The organism is Streptomyces sp. NPDC111656, from assembly GCF_055656965.1.
The window spans coordinates 177,325-200,837 of the sequence record NZ_JBVKCA010000002.1 but is presented as its reverse complement, the minus strand read 5'-3'; the positions used below and the strand labels follow the sequence as shown (position 1 = coordinate 200,837).

22 protein-coding genes are annotated in these 23,513 nt (G+C 71.7%); 15 read left to right on the top strand and 7 right to left on the bottom strand.

Annotated elements, in window-relative coordinates; genetic code table 11:
* Window positions 1-78: 78 nt before the first annotated feature.
* The gene (locus ACZ7M3_RS06420) at window positions 79-936 is read left to right on the top strand and encodes a PHP domain-containing protein (RefSeq protein WP_472061256.1); all 858 of its coding nucleotides are present in this window, start codon (window positions 79-81) and stop codon (window positions 934-936) included.
* A 194-nt stretch (window positions 937-1,130) separates the two neighbouring features.
* Window positions 1,131-1,736: a MarC family protein gene (locus tag ACZ7M3_RS06415; RefSeq protein ID WP_355307286.1), complete on the top strand. Its 606-nt coding sequence runs from the start codon at window positions 1,131-1,133 to the stop codon at window positions 1,734-1,736.
* Between the two features lie 120 nt (window positions 1,737-1,856).
* Here the strand turns inward: ACZ7M3_RS06415 and ACZ7M3_RS06410 are convergent, their stop codons facing one another.
* On the bottom strand, window positions 1,857-2,009 hold the full coding sequence (locus ACZ7M3_RS06410; protein ID WP_095852725.1) for a hypothetical protein: 153 nt from the start codon (window positions 2,007-2,009) through the stop codon (window positions 1,857-1,859).
* A 217-nt stretch (window positions 2,010-2,226) separates the two neighbouring features.
* Between ACZ7M3_RS06410 and ACZ7M3_RS06405 the strand changes: the two genes are divergently transcribed.
* On the top strand, window positions 2,227-3,132 hold the full coding sequence (locus tag ACZ7M3_RS06405; RefSeq protein ID WP_179436824.1) for an NYN domain-containing protein: 906 nt from the start codon (window positions 2,227-2,229) through the stop codon (window positions 3,130-3,132).
* A 22-nt stretch (window positions 3,133-3,154) separates the two neighbouring features.
* Here ACZ7M3_RS06405 and ACZ7M3_RS06400 read toward each other — a convergent pair whose 3' ends face one another.
* Window positions 3,155-4,024, bottom strand: coding sequence for an alpha/beta fold hydrolase (locus ACZ7M3_RS06400; RefSeq protein WP_472061254.1), 870 nt, complete (start codon window positions 4,022-4,024; stop codon window positions 3,155-3,157).
* Between the two features lie 268 nt (window positions 4,025-4,292).
* On the bottom strand, window positions 4,293-6,662 hold the full coding sequence (locus tag ACZ7M3_RS06395) for a DEAD/DEAH box helicase (protein ID WP_472061252.1): 2,370 nt from the start codon (window positions 6,660-6,662) through the stop codon (window positions 4,293-4,295).
* Between the two features lie 472 nt (window positions 6,663-7,134).
* Here ACZ7M3_RS06395 and ACZ7M3_RS06390 point away from each other — a divergent pair, with 472 nt between their 5' ends.
* Window positions 7,135-7,896: a ferritin-like fold-containing protein gene (locus ACZ7M3_RS06390; RefSeq protein WP_097227462.1), complete on the top strand. Its 762-nt coding sequence runs from the start codon at window positions 7,135-7,137 to the stop codon at window positions 7,894-7,896.
* An 82-nt stretch (window positions 7,897-7,978) separates the two neighbouring features.
* On the opposite strand, the gene ACZ7M3_RS06385 is transcribed toward ACZ7M3_RS06390, so the two are convergent.
* The 4 genes from ACZ7M3_RS06385 to ACZ7M3_RS06370 form a co-directional block, all read right to left on the bottom strand.
* Complete coding sequence (locus tag ACZ7M3_RS06385; protein ID WP_382237489.1) at window positions 7,979-8,248, bottom strand: hypothetical protein; 270 nt, start codon at window positions 8,246-8,248, stop codon at window positions 7,979-7,981.
* Between the two features lie 238 nt (window positions 8,249-8,486).
* A complete protein-coding gene (locus ACZ7M3_RS06380; protein ID WP_028801993.1) occupies window positions 8,487-8,714 on the bottom strand; it encodes a DUF3107 domain-containing protein in 228 nt (75 codons plus the stop codon).
* Between the two features lie 169 nt (window positions 8,715-8,883).
* Window positions 8,884-9,525, bottom strand: coding sequence for a TetR/AcrR family transcriptional regulator (locus ACZ7M3_RS06375; RefSeq protein ID WP_054228200.1), 642 nt, complete (start codon window positions 9,523-9,525; stop codon window positions 8,884-8,886).
* A gap of 198 nt (window positions 9,526-9,723) precedes the next feature.
* On the bottom strand, window positions 9,724-9,945 hold the full coding sequence (locus ACZ7M3_RS06370; protein ID WP_095852721.1) for a hypothetical protein: 222 nt from the start codon (window positions 9,943-9,945) through the stop codon (window positions 9,724-9,726).
* 201 nt (window positions 9,946-10,146) lie between these two features.
* On the opposite strand from ACZ7M3_RS06370, the gene ACZ7M3_RS06365 reads away from it, so the two are divergent.
* The 11 genes from ACZ7M3_RS06365 to ACZ7M3_RS06315 all read left to right on the top strand — a co-directional run bounded on the left by ACZ7M3_RS06365 (window position 10,147) and on the right by ACZ7M3_RS06315 (window position 23,463).
* The gene (locus ACZ7M3_RS06365) at window positions 10,147-11,136 is read left to right on the top strand and encodes an alpha/beta fold hydrolase (RefSeq protein ID WP_472061250.1); all 990 of its coding nucleotides are present in this window, start codon (window positions 10,147-10,149) and stop codon (window positions 11,134-11,136) included.
* Between the two features lie 8 nt (window positions 11,137-11,144).
* On the top strand, window positions 11,145-12,716 hold the full coding sequence (locus tag ACZ7M3_RS06360) for a DUF3152 domain-containing protein (RefSeq protein ID WP_472061248.1): 1,572 nt from the start codon (window positions 11,145-11,147) through the stop codon (window positions 12,714-12,716).
* 68 nt (window positions 12,717-12,784) lie between these two features.
* Window positions 12,785-12,877 carry an Ms4533A family Cys-rich leader peptide gene (locus tag ACZ7M3_RS06355; protein ID WP_312639156.1) on the top strand — a complete coding sequence of 31 codons (93 nt, stop codon included), beginning with the start codon at window positions 12,785-12,787 and terminating at the stop codon, window positions 12,875-12,877.
* Window positions 12,878-13,056: 179 nt separating this feature from the next.
* Window positions 13,057-14,775, top strand: coding sequence for an ABC transporter substrate-binding protein (locus ACZ7M3_RS06350; protein WP_472061246.1), 1,719 nt, complete (start codon window positions 13,057-13,059; stop codon window positions 14,773-14,775).
* Window positions 14,776-14,779: 4 nt separating this feature from the next.
* On the top strand, window positions 14,780-15,913 hold the full coding sequence (locus ACZ7M3_RS06345; RefSeq protein WP_472061244.1) for an ABC transporter permease: 1,134 nt from the start codon (window positions 14,780-14,782) through the stop codon (window positions 15,911-15,913).
* Complete coding sequence (locus ACZ7M3_RS06340; protein ID WP_472061242.1) at window positions 15,910-16,908, top strand: ABC transporter permease; 999 nt, start codon at window positions 15,910-15,912, stop codon at window positions 16,906-16,908. Before ACZ7M3_RS06345 ends, ACZ7M3_RS06340 begins: the two co-directional genes overlap by 4 nt.
* A complete protein-coding gene (locus tag ACZ7M3_RS06335) occupies window positions 16,905-18,485 on the top strand; it encodes a dipeptide ABC transporter ATP-binding protein (RefSeq protein WP_472061240.1) in 1,581 nt (526 codons plus the stop codon). Before ACZ7M3_RS06340 ends, ACZ7M3_RS06335 begins: the two co-directional genes overlap by 4 nt.
* A gap of 189 nt (window positions 18,486-18,674) precedes the next feature.
* A complete protein-coding gene (locus ACZ7M3_RS06330) occupies window positions 18,675-20,417 on the top strand; it encodes a DUF3492 domain-containing protein (RefSeq protein ID WP_472061238.1) in 1,743 nt (580 codons plus the stop codon).
* On the top strand, window positions 20,417-21,610 hold the full coding sequence (locus ACZ7M3_RS06325; RefSeq protein ID WP_472061236.1) for a hypothetical protein: 1,194 nt from the start codon (window positions 20,417-20,419) through the stop codon (window positions 21,608-21,610). Before ACZ7M3_RS06330 ends, ACZ7M3_RS06325 begins: the two co-directional genes overlap by 1 nt.
* 156 nt (window positions 21,611-21,766) lie before the next feature.
* On the top strand, window positions 21,767-22,726 hold the full coding sequence (locus ACZ7M3_RS06320; RefSeq protein ID WP_452964443.1) for an NAD-dependent epimerase/dehydratase family protein: 960 nt from the start codon (window positions 21,767-21,769) through the stop codon (window positions 22,724-22,726).
* Window positions 22,714-23,463, top strand: a complete 750-nt coding sequence (locus tag ACZ7M3_RS06315; RefSeq protein ID WP_472061234.1) for a spherulation-specific family 4 protein — start codon at window positions 22,714-22,716, stop codon at window positions 23,461-23,463. Before ACZ7M3_RS06320 ends, ACZ7M3_RS06315 begins: the two co-directional genes overlap by 13 nt.
* Window positions 23,464-23,513: the final 50 nt, after the last annotated feature.

The following is a 23,513-nucleotide window of genomic DNA, read 5'->3' as shown; positions in this document are numbered from 1 at the left end:
TGGGTGTGACAAGAGGCTCGGAGCTCCCGTTATGCTTGAGCGTCCCCTCTCACCCCGTCATCGCCTGGAGTCCGCGTCGTGCGCATCGATCTGCACACCCACTCCACCGCCTCCGACGGTACGGACACCCCCGCCGAGCTGGTGCGCAACGCCGGCGCCGCCGGTCTCGACGTCGTCGCGCTGACCGATCACGACACGACCCGCGGGTATGCGGAGGCGCTGGCCGCGCTGCCCGAGGGGCTCACCCTCGTCACGGGCGCCGAGCTCTCCTGCCGCCTCGACGGCATCAGCATGCACATGCTGGCCTACCTCTTCGACCCCGAGGAGCCCGGGCTGCTCGCCGAGCGCGAGCTGGTGCGCGACGACCGCGTGCCGCGCGCCCGGGCCATGGTCGCCAAGCTCCAGGAGCTCGGTGTGCCGGTCACCTGGGAGCAGGTCGCGCGCATCGCGGGCGACGGATCCGTCGGGCGACCGCACGTCGCCTCCGCCCTGGTCGAGCTGGGGGTCGTGGACAGCGTCTCCGACGCCTTCACGCAGGACTGGCTGGCCGACGGCGGGCGGGCCTACGTCCCCAAGCACGAGACCGACCCCTTCGAGGCGATCCGCCGCGTCAAGGCCGCGGGCGGCGTGACCGTGTTCGCGCACCCGGCCGCCGCCAAGCGCGGCCGGACCGTGCCGGAGTCCGCGATCGCCGACCTGGCCGCCGCCGGGCTCGACGGCATCGAGGTGGACCACATGGACCACGAGCCGGCCACCCGCGCCCGGCTGCGCGGCCTCGCCGCCGACCTGGGACTGCTCGCCACCGGATCCAGCGACTACCACGGCAGCCGCAAGACCTGCGTGCTCGGGGAGTTCACCACCGACCCCGAGGTGTACGGCGAGATCACCCGGCGTGCGACCGGGGCGTTCCCCGTCCCGGGCGCCGGCGGAGCCTGACGCCCGCCTTCGCGCCCCAGGTTCCTCGAAGCACCCGACAGAGCACCTGAAAAAGCGCGCGGCAATGTGCCCGGCAATGTGCCCGAAGCCGGCCGCCGTGTGCCTCCGTTCCGCCCGGCGGAACGCCTTCCCCCAGCGGTGGCGGCAGATCTCGCCGCGCCGATCTCCCCACCTCCGCAAGGCCTCATTCACTCATGTTCGACGTCGCCGTCTTCGGCTCCCTCTTCCTCACCCTCTTCGTCATCATGGATCCCCCCGGGATCACCCCGATCTTCCTCGCGCTCACCGCGGGACGCCCCGCCAAGGTGCAGAGGCGGATGGCCCTCCAGGCCGTCTGCGTGGCCGGCGGAGTGATCGCCGTCTTCGGCCTCCTCGGCCACCAGATCCTCGACTACCTGCATGTGTCCGTGCCCGCGCTGATGATCGCGGGCGGGCTGCTGCTCCTGCTGATCGCCCTCGACCTGCTGACCGGCAAGACCGACGAGCCCAAGCAGACCAAGGACGTCAACGTCGCCCTCGTACCGCTCGGCATGCCGCTGCTCGCGGGCCCCGGCGCGATCGTGTCGGTGATCCTCGCGGTCCAGAAGGCCGACACCGTCGCCACCCAGGTGTCCGTGTGGGCCGCGATCCTCGCCATCCACGTCGTCCTGTGGGTGGTCATGCGCTACTCGCTGCTGATCATCCGCGTCATCAAGGACGGCGGTGTCGTGCTGGTGACCCGGCTCGCGGGCATGATGCTGTCCGCGATCGCCGTGCAGCAGATCATCAACGGGATCACGCAGGTGATCCGGACGAGCTGACCGTGAGTCGGTGAGAACGCGCAAAGCCCCGTACGGCGTCGTGCCGTACGGGGCTTTGAAATCTGAAGGCGTTCGCCCGGAGGCGAACTGCTCCGTGATGCTTCGAACTGCTCTGAAATGTTATGAAGCGGACGATTCGGCCGGGCGGATCCACAGTCGCTGCCCGATGGCGGCGGCCTGCTGAACGATCCGGTTGACGGAGGCGGCGTCTACAACGGTGGTGTCCACGGGCGTGCCGTCGACATCGTCGAGTCGCATGATTTCGAAGCGCATGGGCTTCTCCCTTCGTCTGGTCATCCTCCTGAGGAGAACTACTGGTGTGGGGCGCGCGAGACGTCGGTGCTCACGCTTCCGTTCGTATTCAACGGGGTGCGTGTTACAAACATTCCCTACGCTAAGGAAATTTTTCGAGAACCTAATTACCGTCGGGTAAGAAGTCTGGAGGAGACTGAACGGGACCGGTTGTGTTCGCAGCGTGACCGCCGGGACAATGGAGGTGATGAACGACGACCACGCGGCGCTCGGCGCCCGCATCGACCGCACGAACGAGCTGCTCCAGCGCATGCTCGCCGAGGTGGCGAAGACGCCCTCGACCCATGCGATCTTCGTCGACGCCGGATACCTGTACGCGGCCGCGGGCCGGCTCGTCGCCGGGACCGAGGACCGCCGCGCCTTCGACCTCGACGCCGAAGGCCTCATCGACGCGCTCATCGACAGGGCCCGCACCATCTTCGCCGACAGCAGGCTGCTGCGCGTCTACTGGTACGACGGCGCACGCCGCCGCATCCACACCGCGGAGCAGCAGTCGATCGCCGAACTCCCGGACGTGAAGGTCCGGTTGGGCAACCTCAACGCCAACAACCAGCAAAAGGGCGTCGATTCCCTCATCCGCTCCGACCTGGAGTCCCTCGCCCGGCACCGCGCCATCAGCGACGCCGCGCTGCTCGGCGGCGACGAGGACCTGGTGTCGGCGGTCGAGGCGGCGCAGGGGTACGGGGCGCGGGTCCACCTCTGGGGCATCGAGGCGCCCGAGGGCCGCAACCAGGCCGAGCCGCTGCTGTGGGAGGTCGACAGCCAGCGCACCTTCGACCTCGAATTCTTCAAGCCCTACGTGTCCCGGCGCACCTCCGCGACCTACGACCCGACGGCGGCGAGCCGGCCCACCCGCGAGGACGTGCGGTTCGTGGGCGCCCAGATCGCCGCGAAGTGGCTGGCCGCGCGGGGGCGCGAGGCGCTGGTGGAGCTGCTGCCCGGCCACCCCTACCTGCCCGGCTCGGTCGACCAGGATCTGCTGGTCGAGGCGGAGGGGCTGCTGCAGTACTCCCTGCGGGGCCAGGCGGACCTGCGCCGCGCGCTCCGGGACGGCTTCTGGGAGCACTTGCAGGCGCAGTACTAGCTTCTACCGGTCCGCCTCCGGATCACTCGTGCGTCTGATCCCAGAACTTGGCGAGGGCGAGGGCCGTCTGCTCCGGCTGGTCCGTGTTCGGGGAGTGCTCGGCTCCCGGTACGACCGTGCGCCGGGCCTTGAGACGTACGGCCATGTCGTCCAGGAGCGGCACCGGCCAGGTGTCGTCGAACGCACCGGACAGCACATGCTTGGGCAGGCGTACGGCGGCGAGCTCGGCGACGCGGTCGGGCTCCGTGCACAGCTGACGGCCGGTCGCGATCAGCTGGGCCGGCCGGGTGAGCAGCCAGCGGCGCCGCAGGTCCTCGCGGTCGTCCAGCCCGCCGTCGAGATCGGCGGTGTCGATCTCCTCCGGCGGCTCCATCGCCTGGATGGCGTCCCACACCTGGGCCATGTCCATCACGGCGAGGGCGTCCCGGAGCAGTTTGACGCGCTGTTGCTGGGAGGTGGAGATCTGGGCGGGGCCCGAGGCCATGAGGGTGAGTGAGGCGAAGGGGGCCGGGTCGAGGAGGACGGCGGCGCGGGCGACCAGTCCGCCGAGGGAGTGACCGACGAGGTGCACGGGAGTGCCGACGGCTGCCGCCTGGGCGAGCACGTCCTGCGCCAACTCGGCCTGCGCGTACGCCGATTCGTCGTGCTCGGGACCGTCGCTCTCGTACTGCCCGCGGCCGTCCACGGCGACGGTGCGGTACCCGCGCGCCGCGAGCGGCTCGTGCAGCGCGATGAAGTCTTCCTTGCTGCCGGTGAAACCCGGCAGCAGCAGCGCGGTTCCCTTCAGCTGCGCCTGCGGCGCGGCGTCGAGCGCGGCGAACTCGCCGCGGGCGGTGCGGAGACGGTAGGCACGGACACCGGCTGGCGGCGCGAAGGAGGGGGGCCTGCTCATGCCCCGAGGCTATCGGGCGGGGCCGCGCCCCGGATCCCCGCCCGCCCGTAGTTGTCCGGCTGACGGCCGGTGGGGCACCGGGGCGCAGCCTCGTGCCTCAGGGGCGCGGGGAACTGCGCGCCCAGCCCCCCCACCCGCACCCGAAGAACCCACCGGGGGGTCTGGGGGCGGAGCCCCCAGGTAGGGATGGGACGGGTAGGGGCGGCGGGGGCGAGAACGCCGATGGCCCGGCCCCACTGCACGTGGGACCGGGCCATCGGGCTGAGGATCAGCTCTCCGCGGGCTCCGCGGCAGCCGCCGCCTTGCGCGTACGCCGACGCGGCTTGGCCTCCGGCTCGTCAACGGCGGCCGACTGGGCGGGAATCGCCGCCTCGACGGTCTCCGCGACGGCCTTGCGGGTCCGGCGACGGACGGGCTTGGCCGTGGCTTCGGCAGTGTCCACGGCCGCTTCGGCGGGCGCCTCGGCCGTGGCCTTGGCCCGCGTACGCCGCGGCTTGGTGGCGGGGGCCTCCGGCGCGGCCTCGGCCGTGTCGACGACGGCCACCGCCGCCTTGCGCGTACGCCGCGGCTTGGTGACCGGCGTCTCGGCGACACCCTCCGCCGTGTCGACCGCGGCCTCCGCGGCCTTGCGTGTACGGCGACGAACCGGCTTGGCCGGAGCCTCCGCGACGGCCTCGGCGACGGCGGCGGTCTGCGCCGGAATCTCGGCCTCGCCGGGCGCGACGGCCTCGACGGTCGTGACGGTCTCCGCGACGGCCTTGCGGGTCCGGCGACGGACGGGCTTGGCCGTGGCTTCGGCAGTGTCCACGGCCGCTTCGGCGGGCGCCTCGGCCGTGGCCTTGGCCCGCGTACGCCGCGGCTTGGTGGCGGGGGCCTCCAGCGCGGCCTCGACCACGCCCTCGGCCGTGGCGACGACGGCCTCGGCGGCCTTGCGGGTACGGCGACGAACCGGCTTGGCCGGAGCCTCCGCGACGGCCTCGGCGACGGCTTCCACGACGGGCGCGGATTCCGCGACGAGGGCCACGGTCTCGACCGGGGCGGGAGCGGCCTCCGCCGTCTTACGGGTCCGACGGCGACGCGGCTTCGCGGCCGCGTCCTCCGGCGTGGCCTCGACCACGCCCTCGGCCGTGGCGACCGCGGTCTCCGCGGCCTGCGGGGCCTCGCTCACCGAGGGCTCGGCGATGGTGGCGGCAGCCGCCACCGTCTCCGCCGTACCCCCGACGCGCGTACGGCGACGGCGGCGCGGGGTGCGGGGCTCGGTGGCCTCCGCGGCGGCGGGCTCGGTGGTCGCCTCCGGACTCGGCGTCGTGGCCGTCTCCTCCAGCGCGGCACCGTTGCGCGTACGGCGACGGCGGCGGGGCGTGCGCGCCGGGCGCTCACGCTCGCGCTCCACGGGCGCCGGCGCCGACGAACGGCCACCGCGGCCGCGCGGACCGCCACGCCCGCCGGTCTCGCCGAGGTCCTCGACCTCTTCGGCCGCGAGGCCGGCGCGGGTGCGCTCGGAACGCGGCAGGACACCCTTGGTGCCGGCCGGGATGTTCAGTTCCTCGAAGAGGTGCGGGGACGTGGAGTACGTCTCCGGCGGGTTGCTGAAGCCGAGGTCCAGCGCCTTGTTGATGAGCTGCCAGCGCGGGATGTCGTCCCAGTCGACGAGGGTGATCGCGATGCCCTTGGCGCCCGCGCGGCCCGTACGGCCGATGCGGTGCAGGTACGTCTTCTCGTCCTCGGGGGACTGGTAGTTGATGACGTGGGTGACACCCTCGACGTCGATGCCGCGGGCGGCGACGTCGGTGCAGACGAGGACGTCGACCTTGCCGTTGCGGAACGCGCGCAGTGCCTGCTCGCGGGCGCCCTGGCCGAGGTCGCCGTGGACCGCGCCGGAGGCGAAGCCGCGCTGCTGGAGCTGGTCGGCGAGGTCCGCCGCCGTCCGCTTGGTACGGCAGAACACCATCGCGAGCCCGCGGCCGTCGGCCTGCAGTATGCGTGCGACCAGCTCGGGCTTGTCCATGTTGTGCGCGCGGTAGATGAACTGCGCGGTGTTGCGGACCGTCGCGCCCTCGTCGTCCGGCGCCGTGGCGCGGATGTGCGTGGGCTGCGACATGTAGCGGCGCGCGAGACCGATGACCGCACCCGGCATGGTCGCCGAGAACAGCATGGTCTGACGGCGGGCCGGCAGCATGTTCATGATCTTCTCGACGTCGGGCAGGAAGCCCAGGTCGAGCATCTCGTCGGCCTCGTCGAGGACGAGCGCCTTGATGTGCTTGAGGTTGAGCTTCTTCTGGCCCGCGAGGTCCAGCAGTCGGCCCGGGGTGCCGACGATGACGTCGACGCCCTTCTTGAGGGCCTCGACCTGCGGCTCGTACGCCCGGCCGCCGTAAATGGCGAGAACGCGTACGTTGCGGACCTTGCCGGCGGTCAGCAGGTCGTTGGTCACCTGGGTGCACAGCTCGCGCGTCGGGACGACGACGAGGGCCTGCGGGGCGTCGGTGAGCTGCTCGGGCTGGGCCCGGCCCGCCTCGACGTCCGCGGGGACGGTGACACGCTCGAGGAGCGGGAGGCCGAAGCCCAGCGTCTTGCCGGTGCCGGTCTTGGCCTGGCCGATGACGTCGGAGCCCGAAAGGGCTACGGGGAGCGTCATCTCCTGGATGGGGAAGGGGGTGATGATGCCGACGGCTTCAAGGGCTTCGGCCGTCTCGGGAAGGATTCCGAGCTCTCGGAAAGTCGTAGTCAGGGTGCTGCCTCTTCTGTGTACGCGGTGCGAGGCGAGCGCGGGGGTCGTATCGGGGACCGTGCCGGGGACGTCGGCCGCTCTTGACGGGCTGGCCGAGTGGCATGGGACCACTGCCGACGCTCGAGCTCTCGTACCGCTGAGGGTTCCCTCCGGATGTCGTACGCAATGTGCCGTACGGACGAGGAGGGCTGTCGGGTCGGAGCCGATCGGGCCACCGACCGGGCATCCTCATTCGTGCGGCCCGTCGAATACTCGCCGGGCGCATTACCACCATACCCCGGAATCGCGCATATGCGATGGCCGATTTGGTCACGTAGTCGTCGTCACACTGATTGACCAGGGACTTCCCTGTTGCGTTGAGCGGGCTATTGTGCGCTTCATGACGACGCCTGACAACGCCGCTGACCCGTCCGCCGAGGCCACCGACAAGAGCACCCCCGCGGCCACCGGAGTCGCCGCGCAGAACTGGGACACGGCCGCCGCCGACCCCCAGTACCGCGCCGCGGTCGTGGACCTGCTCGGAGCGCTCGCGTACGGCGAGTTGGCGGCGTTCGAGCGGCTCGCGGAGGACGCCAAGCTGGCCCCGACGCTCAGTGACAAGGCCGAGCTGGCGAAGATGGCGTCGGCCGAGTTCCACCACTTCGAGCGGCTGCGGGACCGGCTCGCCGCGGTCGGCGCGGAGCCGACCGAGGCGATGGAACCGTTCGTCGCCGCGCTCGACGGCTTCCACCGGCAGACGGCTCCCTCGGACTGGCTGGAGGGCCTCGTCAAGGCGTTCGTCGGCGACTCGATCGCCAGCGACTTCTACCGTGAGGTCGCCGCGCGCCTCGACGCCGACACGCGCGGGCTCGTGCTCAGTGTCCTCGACGACACCGGGCACGCGAGCTTCGCCGTCGAGAAGGTGCGCGCCGCCATCGACGCGGACCCGCGCGTGGGCGGCCGGCTCGCGCTGTGGGCGCGGCGGCTGATGGGCGAGGCGCTGTCGCAGTCGCAGCGGGTCGTCGCGGACCGTGACGCGCTGTCGACGATGCTCGTGGGCGGTGTGGCGGACGGGTTCGACCTCGCGGAGGTCGGCCGGATGTTCTCGCGGATCACCGAGGCCCACACCAAGCGGATGGCGGCGCTGGGCCTGGCGGCCTAGACCTGGCTTCCTCGGGGCCCTTGGTTCCCTCGGTTTCCTTGGGGCTTGTCGGCCTCAGGAGTTTCGCCGTCGCCCGCTTCGGTCACGCCGTCGCCGAGCGGCGGCGAAATCTTTCCGCGGGGCGCAGCAGAAGCGACAGCAGCGCGGCGGAGACGATCACGGCACCGGCGAGGATGACCAGGAAGTGGCCGGAGCCCAGCGCCGTGTGCGTCAGGAAGGCCCCGAAGAGGGCTCCGGCGACACCGGTCGACAGGACCAGACCGCGGTTCGGCAGGCGGTGCGGCAGGCGGTACGCCGCCCCCCATGCCAGCGCGAGACCGAGCATCGCGGCGCCGAGCGCTTCCAAGAACATGGTGGGGGTCCCTCCCGCACGGCCCGTGCAAATCGGTCGTAGCGGGTTTACCCCCGAGGTGCGGAACGCAATCCTCCCCTGTGGATGTTCTGTGCTCCATCCGTGGTGGTGAGACCACGGGTACGGGCCCGGCGCGACGCGCGCGGAGGATCCGGTTCCGTGCATGCGAGAGGACCCGGTTCCGTGCATGCGAAGGGGCCCGGCGACAGCGTCACCGGGCCCCTTCCGCTCGCCTGAACTACAGCGCGCTGAATCCCACCTTGCGCTGCGTGGGCTCGCCGAGCTCCACGTACGCGAGGCGGTCGGCCGGAACCAGGACCTTGCGGCCGTGGTCGTCCACGAGGCTCAGCAGCTGCGACTTGCCGGCCAGCGCCTCGGACACCGCGCGCTCGACCTCTTCCGGGGTCTGACCGCTCTCCAGAACGATCTCGCGGGGCGCGTGCTGCACGCCGATCTTGACCTCCACGGCTTTGTCCCTCCGACGGTCAGTCATGTGCGCGTCTCTCCGCGCCGTACGCTGCACACATTAGCCCGGTGAGGGGACGTGCACGTTCCGGCCGAGAACGCCAAGAGCGAACAGTGGACGGGAACAAAGAGACGGTCAGGGCGGTCGGGCCTGAGTCGTCGGGCGTGAGTCAGTGGTGATCGGTGCCGTGCAGCGGGAAACCCGCGATCCCCCGCCAGGCCAGTGACGTCAGCAGCTGCACCGCCTGGTCGCGCGGGACACTGCGGTCGCTGTGCAGCCAGGAGCGGGCCACCACCTGTGCGAGGCCGCCCAGGCCCGAGGCGAGGAGCATCGACTCGGCGCGCGAGAGACCGGTGTCCTCCGCGATGACCTCGCAGATCGCCTCCGCGCACTCGTGCGTGACCTTGTCTACGCGCTCGCGGACCGCGGGCTCGTTCGTCAGGTCGGACTCGAAGACGAGCCGGAAGGCGCCGCCGTCGTCCTCGACGTACGCGAAGTAGGCGTCCATCGTGGCGCGGACGCGCAGCGAGTTGTCCGTGGTGGACGCGAGCGCCGTCCGTACCGCATGCAGCAGGGACTCGCAGTGCTGGTCCAGCAGCGCGAGGTACAGGTCGAGCTTGCCCGGGAAGTGCTGGTAGAGAACCGGCTTGCTGACGCCCGCGCGCTCGGCGATGTCGTCCATGGCGGCCGAGTGATACCCCTGCGCAACGAATACTTCCTGGGCGGCGCCGAGGAGCTGGTTGCGTCGGGCACGGCGCGGCAGGCGAGTGCCCCGCGGGCGTGCTGCCTCTGTCTGCTCGATGGCTGTCACGCCGCCTCCCAAAATTGTCCACATGCGGTGTGCGCCGCGCCGCCATCGTACTTTTCGGTAACCCCACTGTGCGCGGTGCGAGCGCAGAATTTCACGGACCGGACGCGTGCGATAACGACACAGAGGGTGACGAACGGGGTGAGAAGGGCAGGACGCCGCACCGGATACCGCTGGTCGGCGGGGTCCGGTCACACGGGGTCATCCCCTGTAGTCGTCCTCGTTGAGCCGGACGACCCTGGCCTGCTCGGCGAGGTCGGCCTCGTTGGCGTTGAGGGGGTCACCAGGGGGTTCCGGGTCGATGTCGTCCAACGGATCCAGTTCGCTGAGCTGCTCGGCGAGGTCCGCCTCCGGGGCTTCCGGGTCAAGGATCTCCCGGAACCGGTCGTTGAAGGTCTCGGGGTCTGTCGGGTCGACTGTCATGATTCCTCTTCCCGAGCGGTGCGAGTGCGCTCCTGATGTACGGATCCCTGAGTGCGGATCCCTGGGTACGGATCCTGGTGTACGTACGAGTGCCCTCGATCGAAGCCTAGGAGACACCCGATCGAGGCGCTAGACGATCCGCGCACGATCTGTGACAGCGAACACATGAACCACTGCGTGATCGTCTCGTAACATTGCCGCATGTCTTCGACCGAGCTGCCCGCCGCGCTGGCCACCACCGTCACGCCGAGGGTCGGGACCGTCCGGGTCGCGGAGGGGGAGCGCCTCAGATCGGTCGGTCTGCCCGGGATCACCCTGACCGTGCGTGCGAGACCGCCCGCGCGCGAGGGACTGCCGCCCGCCCTGTACGTCCATGGGCTGGGCGGTTCCTCGCAGAACTGGTCGGCGCTGATGCCGCTGCTCGACGGGCTCGTGGACAGCGAGGCGCTCGATCTGCCCGGCTTCGGGGACTCGCCGCCGCCCGACGACGGCAACTACTCGGTGACCGGGCACGCGCGCGCGGTCATCCGCTATCTCGACGCGGCCGAGCGCGGCCCCGTGCACCTCTTCGGGAACTCGCTCGGCGGAGCGGTGTCGACGCGCGTCGCCGCCGTACGGCCCGACCTGGTCGAGACGCTCACCCTGATCTCGCCCGCGCTCCCGGAGATCCGCGCGCAGCGCACCGCGTGGCCGACGGCGCTGCTCTCGGTGCCGGGTGTGGCGCGGCTGTTCACCCGGCTCACCAAGGACTGGAGTGCCGAGCAGCGCGTCCGCGGGGTCATGGCGCTCTGTTACGGCGATCCCGGCATGGTGACGCCCGAGGGGTTCCGCGACGCGGTCGAGGAGATGGAGCGGCGGCTCGCGTTGCCCTACTTCTGGGACGCCATGGCGCGTTCGTCGCGCGGTCTGGTGAACGCGTACACGCTGGGCGGCCAGCACGGGCTGTGGCGCCAGGCCGAGCGGGTGCTCGCGCCGACGCTGCTCGTCTACGGCGGTCGTGACCAGCTCGTCGCCTACCGCATGGCCCGGCGCGCGGCGCGCGCCTTCCGCGACTCCCGGCTGCTGTCGCTGCCGGACGCGGGGCATGTCGCGATGATGGAGTACCCGGAGACGGTGGCCTCGGCGTTCCGCGAACTCCTCGCGGAAACGGGCGAGTTGACCGCCCCGGCCGGCGCGGACGCGGGGAGCTGAGGCGGGGCGTGGGACGTCACAGTCGCCGGGGGCGGGCCGGTAAGAGCGACACGGGGGAGCTGCCGAGGGTTCCGGCACCCGGTGCCGCACCGGGCACGGCTCAAGGGGTGGCGCCGGGTACGGGCCCGGCGGCGACCTCGCCGCAGGGGGCCACGCGCGGCCCCCTGGGCCCACAACCGCCGGGACCTCGACGCCCCGCGCCGACCGGCCCTCCGCCGCCCGGAACTCCCCGCCCCCAGGACGGGACTCCGGTGCATGGTGTGCCGCGTTATCCGGACGGGACTCCGGTGCATGGTGTGCCGCGTTATCCGGACGGGACCCCCGCGCACGGCTTCCCGCGTCTTCCCGACGGCACGCCGGTCCACGGTGTTCCGCGGTTCGCCGACGGGACGCCCGCGCACGGCATCCCCCGTACGACCGGCGGTGCGCCCGCTCGTGAGGTGCCCCGGTCGCCGGACGGCACCCCCGCGCGTGCGGGACACCCCGAGCAGCGTGAACCCGGCGGTGGCTGGGGCGCGTTCAGGGGTGGCCCGCGGACGGCGGGGGCCACGGACGGCGGGCCGCAGGCCATGCCGCAGGGGGCGCCGCACGGCATGCCCCAGGGAGCACCCGGACCACGCATCCCCCGGCAGCGGCAGGAGGCCGACGCCGGGCTCGGACCCGGCCCGGGGCTCCGGCAGGCCTACGTCGATGCCTTCGACGAGAGTGAGAGCGACAAGGAGGGCAGGACCGGGGCCGACGAGCCGGGGACCGAGGAGGCGGAGAAGGGCAAGGGCGTCAAGGGGCGGGCGTTCACCGGAATCGCCGCGGCCGCCGTCATCACCGTGCTCGCCGTGGTGGTGGCCGGACAGGTCGCCGCCGGGCGGCACGACGCCAACGCGCAGACGCAGTCCGCCGGCGGTGGCGGTCTGGACGCCCGCGCGTCCGCCTCGCCCGGTGACAGCGATTCGACCCCGTCCGCGACGCCGAGCGCGACACCGCTCACGTACGACCAGAAGATGGGCGTGAGGTACCCGCTCGGCGCCACCCTCAAGGCCTCGGGGAAGTTCGACGCCGTCCGCGGGTTCGACAAGGCACCCGGAAAAGGACAGAAGTATACGTACCGGGTGGATGTGGAGAAGGGCCTCGGCCTCGACGCCGCCCTCTTCGCGCAGGCCGTCCAGAAGACGCTGAACGACAAACGGAGTTGGGCCCACAACGGCGCCCGTACCTTCGAGCGGATCTCCTCCGGCAAGCCCGACTTCGTGATCACGCTGGCCAGCCCCGGCACCACCGCCGAGTGGTGCGCCAAGTCCGGACTGGACACGACCGAGGACAACGTGTCGTGCGACTCGGCCTCCACCGAGCGCGTGATGATCAACGCGTACCGCTGGGCGCAGGGCTCCAAGACCTACGGTGACGCGATTCACCCGTATCGACAGATGCTCATCAACCACGAGGTCGGCCACCGCCTCGGATACGGCCATGTCACCTGCGACAAGGACGGCGAGCTCGCGCCCGTCATGCAGCAGCAGACCAAGTTCCTCGACCATGACGGAATCCACTGTCGGGCCAACCCCTGGCCCTATCCTGGGAGTTGACGGAGGGGTCGCGGGGGACCGCTGGGGCCACGTTGACATGCTCCGAAAGTTCGTTCATATTTCTGCGCATGTGGTCTAGTCATGCCGTCCGTCGCGCCGCCATCGAGCTGGCGCTGATTGGCGTGACCGCGCTCTGCGTAGCAGACATCCACTGTCGCTGACGCCCGCCCTTGGCGTGTGCGTCGTGCTTCCGCTTCCGTCGTGACCCTGGGTGACCGTATTGGTCCCTGGTTTTCCGACTTCGCGACCTTTTTTGACGACCTGACGCCGGGGCAGACGTCCGTTCACTTCCGTCTCACTCCTCGTCAATCTGTCTCATCATTCGAGAGGTCGTCTTCCGATGCGTCAACCGTCCGTCATAGCCCGCCGCGTGGCCGCGGCATCCGTCACCCTGGTCGTGGCAGCGGGCGCGGCCGCCTGCGGGCCGAAGGACAACGATGCCAAGGGCGCCGGTGGCGACTCCAAGCCGCAGAAGGGGGGCACGCTCACCGTCCTCAACGCCAACCCGCAGGAGGACTTCGACCCGGCGCGCCTCTACACCTCCGGCGGCGGCAACGTCCCCTCCCTCGTCTTCCGTACGCTGACCACGCGCAACCGCGAGAGCGGCGCCGCCGGCGCCGAGGTCGTCCCCGACCTCGCCACCGACACCGGCCGCCCGAGCGAGAACGCGACCGTGTGGACGTACACCCTGAAGAAGGGCCTCAAGTACGAGGACGGTACGCCGATCACCTCCGCCGACATCAAGTACGGCATCGAGCGTTCCTTCGCGGCCGAGCTCTCCGGCGGCGCGCCCTACCTGCGGGACTGGCTCATCGGCGGAGCCGACTACCAGGGGCCGTACAAGGACAAGAAGGGCCTCGCCTCGATCGAGACCCCGGACGACCTGACCATCGTCTTCCACCTGAACAAGCCCGAGGGCGAGTTCCCCTACCTCGCCACGCAGACCCAGTTCACGCCCGTCCCGAAGGCCAAGGACAACGGCACGAAGTACGAGGAGCACCCGATCTCCTCCGGCCCGTACAAGGTCGTCAAGAACGAGAACGACGGCGAGCGGCTCACCCTGGAGCGCAACACCTACTGGTCCGCGGCCACCGACGCCGAGCGCAAGGCCTACCCGGACAAGATCGACGTACGGTCGGGCCTGGACTCCTCCGTGATCAACCAGCGGCTGTCCGCGTCCCAGGGCGCGGATGCCGCCGCCGTCACCACGGACACCAACCTCGGCCCGGCCGAGCTGGCCAAGGTGACGGGTGACAAGGCGCTGGCGGCGCGCGTCGGCACCGGGCACTTCGGCTACACCAACTACATCGCCTTCAACCCGAAGGTGAAGCCGTTCGACGACCCGAAGGTGCGGCAGGCGATCGCGTACGCCGTCGACCGTTCGTCGGTGATCAACGCGGCCGGTGGTTCGTCGCTGGCCGAGGCCGCGACCACGTACCTGCCGAACCAGAAGTCCTTCGGCTACACGCCCTACGACCACTTCCCGGCGGGCGCGTCCGGCAACCCGGCCAAGGCCAAGGAACTGCTGAAGGAGGCCGGTCACCCGAACGGGATCACCGTCACCCTCACGCACTCCAACGACAAGAACTTCGAGACCAGCCCGGAGATCGCGACCGCCCTCCAGGACGCCCTGAAGAAGGCCGGCATCACGGTCAAGCTCCAGGGCCTGGAGGACAACGACTACCGGGACAAGATCCACGGCGTGAAGACCGAGCCCGGCTTCTTCCTCGCCCACTGGGGTGCCGACTGGCCCTCCGGCGGCCCCTTCCTGGCCCCGATCTTCGACGGCCGCCAGATCGTCAAGGACGGCGCGAACTTCAACACCGGCTTCCTCGATGACAAGTCCGTCAATGGCGAGATCGACGCGATCAACAAGTTGACGAATCTTGACGAGGCCGCCAAGCGCTGGGGCGCACTGGACAAGAAGATCGGCGAGCAGGCCCTGACCGTGCCGCTGTTCCACCCCGTCTACAAGCGCCTGTACGGCAGCGCGGTCAAGAACATCGTGATCAGCGACTGGACCGGCGTGCTGGACATCTCCCAGGTCGCGGTGAAGTAGCGCCGTGAGCGAGGCAATCGTCGCCTCTCAGGCCCCCGGGACGGACCTCGCGTCCGTCCCGGGGGCCTCGGGGGCCCGTCAGTTCTGGCGGCGGCTGCGCGCGCAGCGCGCCGCCCTCGTCGCGGCGGGCGTCGTCGCGCTGCTCGTCCTGCTCGCGCTCGCCGCCCCGCTGCTCACGGCGATCGAGGGCCAGGACCCGACCACCTACCACCCGTCCCTCATCGACTCGGCGCGCGGCGGTGTGCCCGTGGGCTCGTTCGGCGGCGTCAGCGGCGACCACTGGCTCGGCGTCGAACCGCAGACCGGCCGCGACCTCTTCGCCCGGCTCGTGTACGGCGCCCGGGTCTCGCTGGGAGTCGCGCTGGGGGCGACCGTCGTCCAGGTTCTCGTCGGTGTCGTGGTGGGCGTCGCGGCCGCACTCGGCAACCGATGGATCGATCAACTGTTGAGCCGGATCACCGACATCTTCGTCGCGATGCCGTTGATGATCATGTCGCTGGCCCTGCTGGCGATCGTGCCCAGCAGCTTCCCGCGGCCCTTGCTGGTCGCGTTCGTCATCGGCCTGATCGCCTGGGGCAACACCGCGAAGATCGTGCGCGCCCAGACCCTCACCCTCAAGGGACTGGACTACGTCTCCGCCGCGCGGCTCAGCGGCTGGAACACCTGGCGCATCGCGCGCCGCGAACTCCTGCCCGGACTGGCCGCCCCCGTCATCACCTATGCCGCGCTCCTCGTGCCGATGAACATCTCGGCCGAGGCCGCGCTGTCCTTCCTCGGCGTCGGAGTGAAGCCCCCGACGCCGTCCTGGGGGCAGATGCTCACGGCCGCCAACGTCTGGTACCAGGCGGCCCCGCAGTACCTGCTGCTGCCCGCCGGGGCGCTCTTGGTGACCGTGCTGGCCCTGACCGTCCTCGGCGACGGCGTCCGCACGGCCCTGGACCCGCGCGCGGCCTCGCGCCTGCGCGTCGGCACGGGCCGCAAGCGGGAGGCCAAGGCGGACGCGGACTCCAAGAAGGCCGCGACGGATGCGGACTCCAAGAAGGCCACGGCCGACGCGAGCGCCACGAAGGCCGCGACGGAAGCGGACTCCAAGAAGGCCGCGACGGACGCGAGCGTCGAGAAGGAGGCCAAGGCATGAGCGGCTTCGGAGGTTTCGTCCTGCGCCGCGCCGTCGGCACCGTGATCACCCTGCTCGCCATCTCGGTGATCGTCTACGTCGTCTTCTACGCCACCCCCGGCAACGTCGCCCAGATCACCTGCGGCCCGCGCTGCTCTCCGGAACAAGTGCACCAGGTCGCCCAGCAGTTGAGGCTCGACGACCCGCTGTACGTGCGCTACTGGCACTTCCTGCAGGGCATCCTCGTCGGCCAGGACTTCTCCACCGGCACCTCGGTGGAGCACTGCTCGGCGCCCTGCCTCGGCCTGTCGTACCAGGGCGACACCCAGGTCACCCAGCTGATCCTGGCGAAGCTGCCGGTCAGCCTGTCCCTGGTGTTCGGCGCGATGGTGCTGTGGCTGATCCTCGGCGTCGGCACCGGCATCCTCTCCGCGTGGCGGCGCGGCCGGCTCACCGAGCGCGTGCTGACCGGCATCACCCTCGCGGGCGTCGCCACGCCGGTCTTCGTGATCGGCCTGGTGCTCATGATCGTCGTCTGCGGCCAGCTGCAACTGCTGCCCTTCCCGCAGTACGTCGGCCTCACCGTCGACCCCGAACAGTGGGCCTGGAACCTGCTGCTGCCCTGGCTCTCCCTCGCCCTCATCGAGGCCGCCGCGTTCGCCCGGCTGACCAGGGCCGCGATGCTGGAGACCCTCGCCGAGGACCACATCCGGACCTTCCGGGCGTACGGCGTCGGCGAGCGGTCGATCATCGGGCGGCACGCGCTGCGCGGGGCGTTCGCGCCGATCATCGCGCTGAACGCCAACAACGTCGGCTCGGCGGTCGGCGGCGCGGTGCTCACCGAGACGCTCTTCGGACTGCCCGGCATCGGACAGGAGCTGGTGCACGCGGTGAACGTGGTCGACCTGCCGGTGGTCGTCGGCATGGTCCTGGTCATCGGCTTCTTCGTGGTCATCGCCAACGCCGTCGCGGACGTGCTGTACGCGGTGGCCGACCGACGGGTGGTGCTCGTATGAGCTTGCTGGAAGTCACCGACCTGACGGTCGGGTTCGGATCGCTGCGCGCCGTCGACGGCCTGTCCTTCCGGCTGGAGAAGGGCGCCGCGCTGGGCCTGGTCGGCGAGTCCGGCTCGGGCAAGTCCACGGTCGCCTCGGCCCTCCTGGGGCTGCACCGCGGCACGGGAGCCGACGTCGGCGGCTCGGTGCGCGTGGCCGGCATCGACGTACAGGAGGCGTCCGACGCCGAACTGCGGCGGCTGCGCGGTGGGAAGGCCGCCATGGTCTTCCAGGACCCCCTGTCGTCCCTCGACCCGTACTACGCGGTCGGCGACCAGATCGCCGAGGTGTATCGGGTGCACGTGAAGGTCTCCCGGCGTGCCGCACGCGCGCGTGCCGTCGAGGTGCTCGACCGCGTCGGCATCCCGGACGCCGCGCGCCGGGCGCGCTCCCGCCCGCACGAGTTCAGCGGCGGTATGCGCCAGCGCGCGCTGATCGCGATGGCGCTGGCCTGCGAACCCGACCTGCTGATCGCCGACGAGCCGACCACGGCCCTCGACGTGACCGTCCAGGCCCAGATCCTCGACCTGCTGCACACGCTGCGCGAGGAGACCGGAATGGGCCTGCTCCTCGTCACGCACGACGTGGGTGTCGCCGCCGAGAGCGTCGACGAGATCCTGGTCATGCGGCACGGGCGGGCCGTCGAGCACGGCCTCGTCGGTGCCGTCCTGGGGGCGCCCGCGCAGGCGTACACCCAGGAACTCCTCGGCGCGGTGCCCCGTGTGGACGCGCCGCGCACCGCCTCCTCGGTGACGGAGGAGGTGGTTCTCGAGGCGAGCGGCCTGCGGCGCGAATTCGGACGCGGGAAGAAGGCGTTCGCGGCCGTCGACGACGTGTCGCTGACGATCCACCGGGGCGAGACCCTCGGGATCGTGGGGGAGAGCGGCAGCGGCAAGACCACCCTGGGACGGATGCTCGTGGGGCTGCTGGAGCCCACGGCGGGGGAGATCAAGCCCGGCGGAGGCGTGCGCCCGGACGTCCAGATGGTCTTCCAGGACCCCGTCTCCTCCCTCAACCCGCGCCGCAGCGTGGGCGAGTCGATCGCCGATCCGCTGCGCGCGCAGGGGGAACGGGACGAGGGGCGCATTCGAGGGCGGGTACGGGAACTGTTGGAGCGCGTGGGGCTCGAAGCGGCGCACTACGACCGCTACCCGCACGAGTTCAGCGGTGGACAGCGCCAGCGCGTCGGCATCGCCCGGGCGCTCGCCGCCGACCCACGCGTCATCGTCTGCGACGAACCGGTCTCCGCGCTCGACGTCACCACCCAGGCCCAGGTGATCGCCCTGCTCGCCGAACTGCAACGGGAACTCGGGCTCGCGCTCGTGTTCGTGGCGCACGACCTCGCGGTCGTCCGCCAGGTCAGCGACCGGGTCGCGGTGATGCGACGCGGCCGGATCGTCGAGTACGGGCCCGCCGACGAGGTGTACGAGTCGCCGCGCGACCCGTACACCGAGCAACTGTTGGCCGCCGTACCGGCGTTGGATCCGGAGGTCGCGGCGCAGCGACGGACGGCCCGGAGGCAGCTGACGGCGGTGTGATGCAACGTGACTGGTTGATCTCGTAGCGCGACAGAACGCGACCCGCACGGGAAAGTTACGACCGTTCACCCCTTTTGGTGGCGCGATGGACAACCGTCCGTCGCGCCACCGCCCTGTGCGCTTACGTTCTTCCCGCTGCGAGCCGCCGGGTCAACGGCGGCTCCCCATAGGGAGATCGGGGGTGCACTGGTGCGCATAGGACTGCTTACGGAGGGTGGCTATCCGTATGTGAGCGGTGACGCCAGACTCTGGTGCGACCGGCTCGTGCGCGGGCTCGAGCAGCACGAGTTCGACATCTACGCGCTCAGTCGCAGCGAGCGGCAGGAGGACGAGGGCTGGATCCAGCTGCCGCCGCAGGTCAGCCGAGTGCGGACGGCTCCGCTGTGGACGGCCGAGGACGACGGTGTGGTACACGGGCGACGGGCGCGCCGGCGGTTCGCCGAGTGCTTCGGGGAGTTGGCGGCGGCGGTGTGTGCCGCACCGGCGGTCCTCGACGGCTCGGAGGCCTCTGGCGGAGTGACGGCGGCGGAGGCCTCTCGCGCAGTGGTGGCGGACCGTTTCGGCAATGCGCTGTACGGGCTCGCGGAACTGGCCCGCGACGAGGGCGGGCTGGTCGGGGCGCTGCGCTCCGAGGGGGCCGTGCGCGCCCTGGAGCGTGCCTGCCGTGCGCCCGGCGCACTGCGCGCCGCGCGTACCGCGCGCGTGCCCGACCTGCTGTCCGTCGCCGCTCACATCGAGCGCGCCCTGCGCCCCCTCTCGCTGGACTGGTACGAGGACGACGGGCTCGGCTCGGTCGACCTCTGCCACGCGACGGCCGGCGGCGAGGCCGCCCTGCCCGGCCTGCTCGCACTGCACTTCGCCGGGGTGCCCCTGCTGGTCACGGAGTACGGCGTGCAGCTGCGGGCGCACTACCTCGCCTCCTCCGCCGCCGAGGAGTCCTCCGCGGTACGGGCGCTGCTCGCGGCCTTCCACGGCGCGCTGGCCGCCGAGGTCTACCGCCGGGCCGCGCTCATCACGCCGGGCAACACCCACGCGCGCCGCTGGCAGGAGCGCTGCGGTGCCGACCGCGCCAAACTGCGCACCGTCTACCCCGGCATGGAGGCCGCCCGCTTCGCGGAGGTGGGCGAGCGCGCCGACGGCTCCGGATGCGCGGACCCGGACACCCTGGTCTGGGTCGGCCGCATCGAACCGGCCAAGGACCTGATCTCACTGCTGCACTCCTTCGCCGAGGTCCGCAAGGAGGCACCGAAGACCCGGCTGCGGATCGTCGGCGCGCCTGCCGACGGGCCGGAGGGCGCGCTGTACCTGGCCCACTGCAAGGCGCTGGCCGCCCAGCTCTTCCCCGACGAGGCGGAGGGCGTGCACGCGGTCGGCGACAACCCGGTGTCCTTCGAGGAGATCGGCGGCCCGGAGGTCCCGAGCCTCGCGGAGGCGTACGCGTCCGGTGCCGTGGTCGTCCTCTCCAGCGTCATCGAAGGCTTCCCGATCAGCCTGGTCGAGGCCATGTTCTGCGGCCGCGCCACCGTGTCCACGGACGTCGGCGCGGTCGTCGAAGTCATCGGCGGTACGGGGCTGGTGGTCCCGCCTCGCAATCCGCGGGCGCTCGCCGAGGCATGCGTGGCACTGCTGCGCGACCCCGAACGGCGTGCGCGCCTGGGCGCGGCGGCTCGCGCGCGAGCCCTCGAACTCTTCACGGTCGAACAGAACATCACAGCATTTCACGGCATTTACCTGGAGATCGTCTCGCGTTCTCCGGTCCGGCGGCTCGTCGTGGACGACGCGGGGGACCCCCTGCCGTTCGGCGTGCCGGCCGAGGTCCACGTACCCGGTCGCTGGACCGAGGCCCGTCTCATGGTCACGGGACGCCCGCGCTGGGCGGCGGGGGCGCCGGTGCGCGCCACAGCTCCGCTGCCTGCGGGGGAGGGCGCGTGATGAGCGAACTCGTACGGGACGGCTCGGGTGGTGCGCGCGGCGACGCCGGGGGTGATCCGGGGAACGACTCGGGGAGCGACCCGCGGGGCGCGCGCGCATCCCTCGGCGGTGGTCGCCGCGGTGCCGTGGACCCCGTGAAGGCGCTGATGCACCGGCACCGTGAACTCTGCGAGCGTGCCGTCGACCCCCTGGAGATCGCGGCGGGCCTCGAGGCGCACGGCGTGACCGACCGCACCGCCGCACGGTTCCGGCACCGGGACGTGTTCTCGCTCGCCGAGGAGATGTACGCGCGCGTGGCCCGCGACTCGGACCCGGCGCCGCGGCCCGCGGCCCCCGAACACTCCGGCGTGCGCGCCGACTGGGCCGTGCTCTCCCTGCTGCCGGGCGCTCTGTGCGCGGCGACCGTGGCCGGGCTGCGGTTCACCGAAGGGCAGCCGCGCCTCGCGGTCGCCGCCGGCGGCACCCTCGCGGTGACGCTCGGCCTGCGCGCCGCGCTGCGCCGAGGTCCCCTCAGCACCACGCACCGCACGACGAGGGGCAGCCTTGCCTGGACCTGCTGGCTGATCGCGTACGCCCTGCTCGGCGACGGACTGCTGAGCGTCGGCATCGAAGGCGGCCCCGACGGCCCCTGGCCCCCGGCCACCGCACCCGTGCTGGCCCTCGCCCTGGCGTGCGCACCCGCGGTCTGGTGCGCCCACCTCTTCACCGCGGGCGCCCGCCGCAAACTGACCGCGAGCCGAGGCCTGGAGGAGTTCGCCGTCTCCGTGCGGCCCCTGCTCCTGGGAGTGTTCGCCCTGTTCCTCTGCGCCCTGGGCGCGCTGCTCGCACTGTGCCGGGAGACACCGAGCGAGCCCGGTGTCTACAACGGGCCCGGCGCGTACGCCGGAGCGGGCGCCCTCGGCGCGCTGCTCCTGCTCGCCCGCCTGCTCACGACGCGCGGCTTCACCCACGCCCCGGCCGTCGTCCTCGGCGCCGCGGGCGCGGCCGAGGTGACCGCCGTCACCACGGTCTTCGCGGCCCGTCTGCCCGGCTGCTCGTTCGTCGCCACCCCCGTCGAGACCGTCGCCGACGCCTGGGGTCCGGGTGCCGTCCCGGCCCTGCTGTGCGGCGCGGCGGCGCTCGTCCTCCTGATCCACGCGACCCGCACCCTGACCCGGGCTTCGGCCCACGCCACACCGGGCGGGACGCCATGAGCCGCGACCGGCGCCCGAGGGTCCAGCCCTCGTGCCGGGCGCACCCTCCCGCGGGGCCGACACCGCGGGCGCTCCGTCCGACCCACGGCACCACCCCGAAGGAGAACGCCAGATGATCACCTCCCGAACCGGAGAGTCCGCCCCGGGAGCCGCCCGATGAGGGTCCTGCTGATCGGAGCCAACGGATACCTCGGCCGTTTCGTCGCCGACAGACTGCTCGCCGATCCGGCCGTGCAGCTCACCGCGCTCGGCCGGGGCGACGACGCCGACGTACGGTTCGACCTCGCCTCGGGCAGCCCCGGCGCCCTCACCCGCTTCCTGGACGCGGTGCACCCCGGGGTCGTCATCAACTGCGCGGGCGCCACCCGCGGCGGAGCCCGCGAACTGACCCGGCACAACACCGTCGCCGTCGCCACCGTCTGCGAGGCCCTTCGCCGCAGCGGCTGCGGTGCCCGCCTGGTGCAGATCGGCTGCGGCGCCGAGTACGGGCCCAGCCAGCCCGGCTCCTCCACGGCCGAGGACGCCGTACCGCGCCCCGGCGGCCCGTACGGCGTCAGCAAGCTCGCCGCCACCGAACTGGTCCTCGGGTCCGGCCTCGACGCCGTCGTCCTGCGCGTCTTCTCACCCGCGGGTCCCGGCACCCCCGCCGGATCCCCGCTCGGCCGCCTCGCCGAGGCCCTGCGCCGCGCCATGCAGTCCGGCGACGGCGAACTCAAACTCGGCGGACTCGGCGTCCAGCGCGACTTCATCGACGTCCGCGATGTCGCCCGCGCCGTGCACGCCGCCTCGCTCTCCGCCGCGCAGGGCGTCATCAACATCGGCTCGGGCCGCGCCGTCCGCCTGCGCGACGCCGCCGCGGTCCTCGCCCGGGTGGCCGGCTATGGGGGCACGCTGCACGAACTCGACGGCCCACCCGGACCGATGAGGTCGGCCATCGGTCATCCCCGCACCGAAACGGATCACGGGGCGCCGGTCGCGTACCCCTACCCGGACGGCTGCGGCAGCTGGCAGCAGGCCGATGTGCGCACCGCACGCGACCGGCTCGGCTGGCGGCCCCGGATCAACCTCGAGGAATCCCTCGCCGATATCTGGATGGAGGCGGCGTGTCGTATCTGACCAGCGCCGCGACGGACATCGCGAGCACGGACTTAAGGGTCGGCCTCGGAGTCCCCGGCTATGCGCACCCCCTCGTCGCTCCGGCCGAGTGGGGCGAACTCACCCGCCCCGGCACCCCCGTGCACTGGGCCGTCCTGAACGTGGCGGGCGGTCCCGGCATCCGCCCCGACCCGCACTGCCTGGAGGCCGCCGGCCGACTCCGCAACGCGGGCGTGCGCGTCCTGGGACACCTTGACGTGACGTACGGCGCACGCGCCTTCGCCGAGGTGATCTCCGACGCACACCGGTATCTCGACTGGTACCGGGTCGGTGGCTTCCTCCTGCACCGCTGTCCCACCGAGCGCGCCGCGCTCCCCGAGATCCGCCGGGCGGCCAGCAGGCTCCGAACGCTCCTCGACGACGCACACCTCGTCTTCGGCCACGGCACCCACCCCTACCCCGGCTATGTCGAAAGCGCCGACCAGCTGGTGACCTTCTCCGGCACCTGGAGCGACTACCGCTGGTCGCAGGTGGCCGAGTGGACCGCCGACTATCCGCCCGAGCGCTTCTGCCACCTCGTGCACGGGGTACCGCGCGGTCATCTCGACGAAGCGCTGCGCATCGCCCGCTGGCAGGGCGCCGCCACGATCTACTTCACCGACCGCACGGATCACGGTGGACGGGCCGACCCCTGGGAGACGATGCCCGGCTACTGGGACGAGATCGTCTCGCGGATCGGAACGGGTGTCTCGGAATGAAGAAGGGCGTGGCAGTGTTACGGGGAGAACAACTGTAGTGATTGACCGAC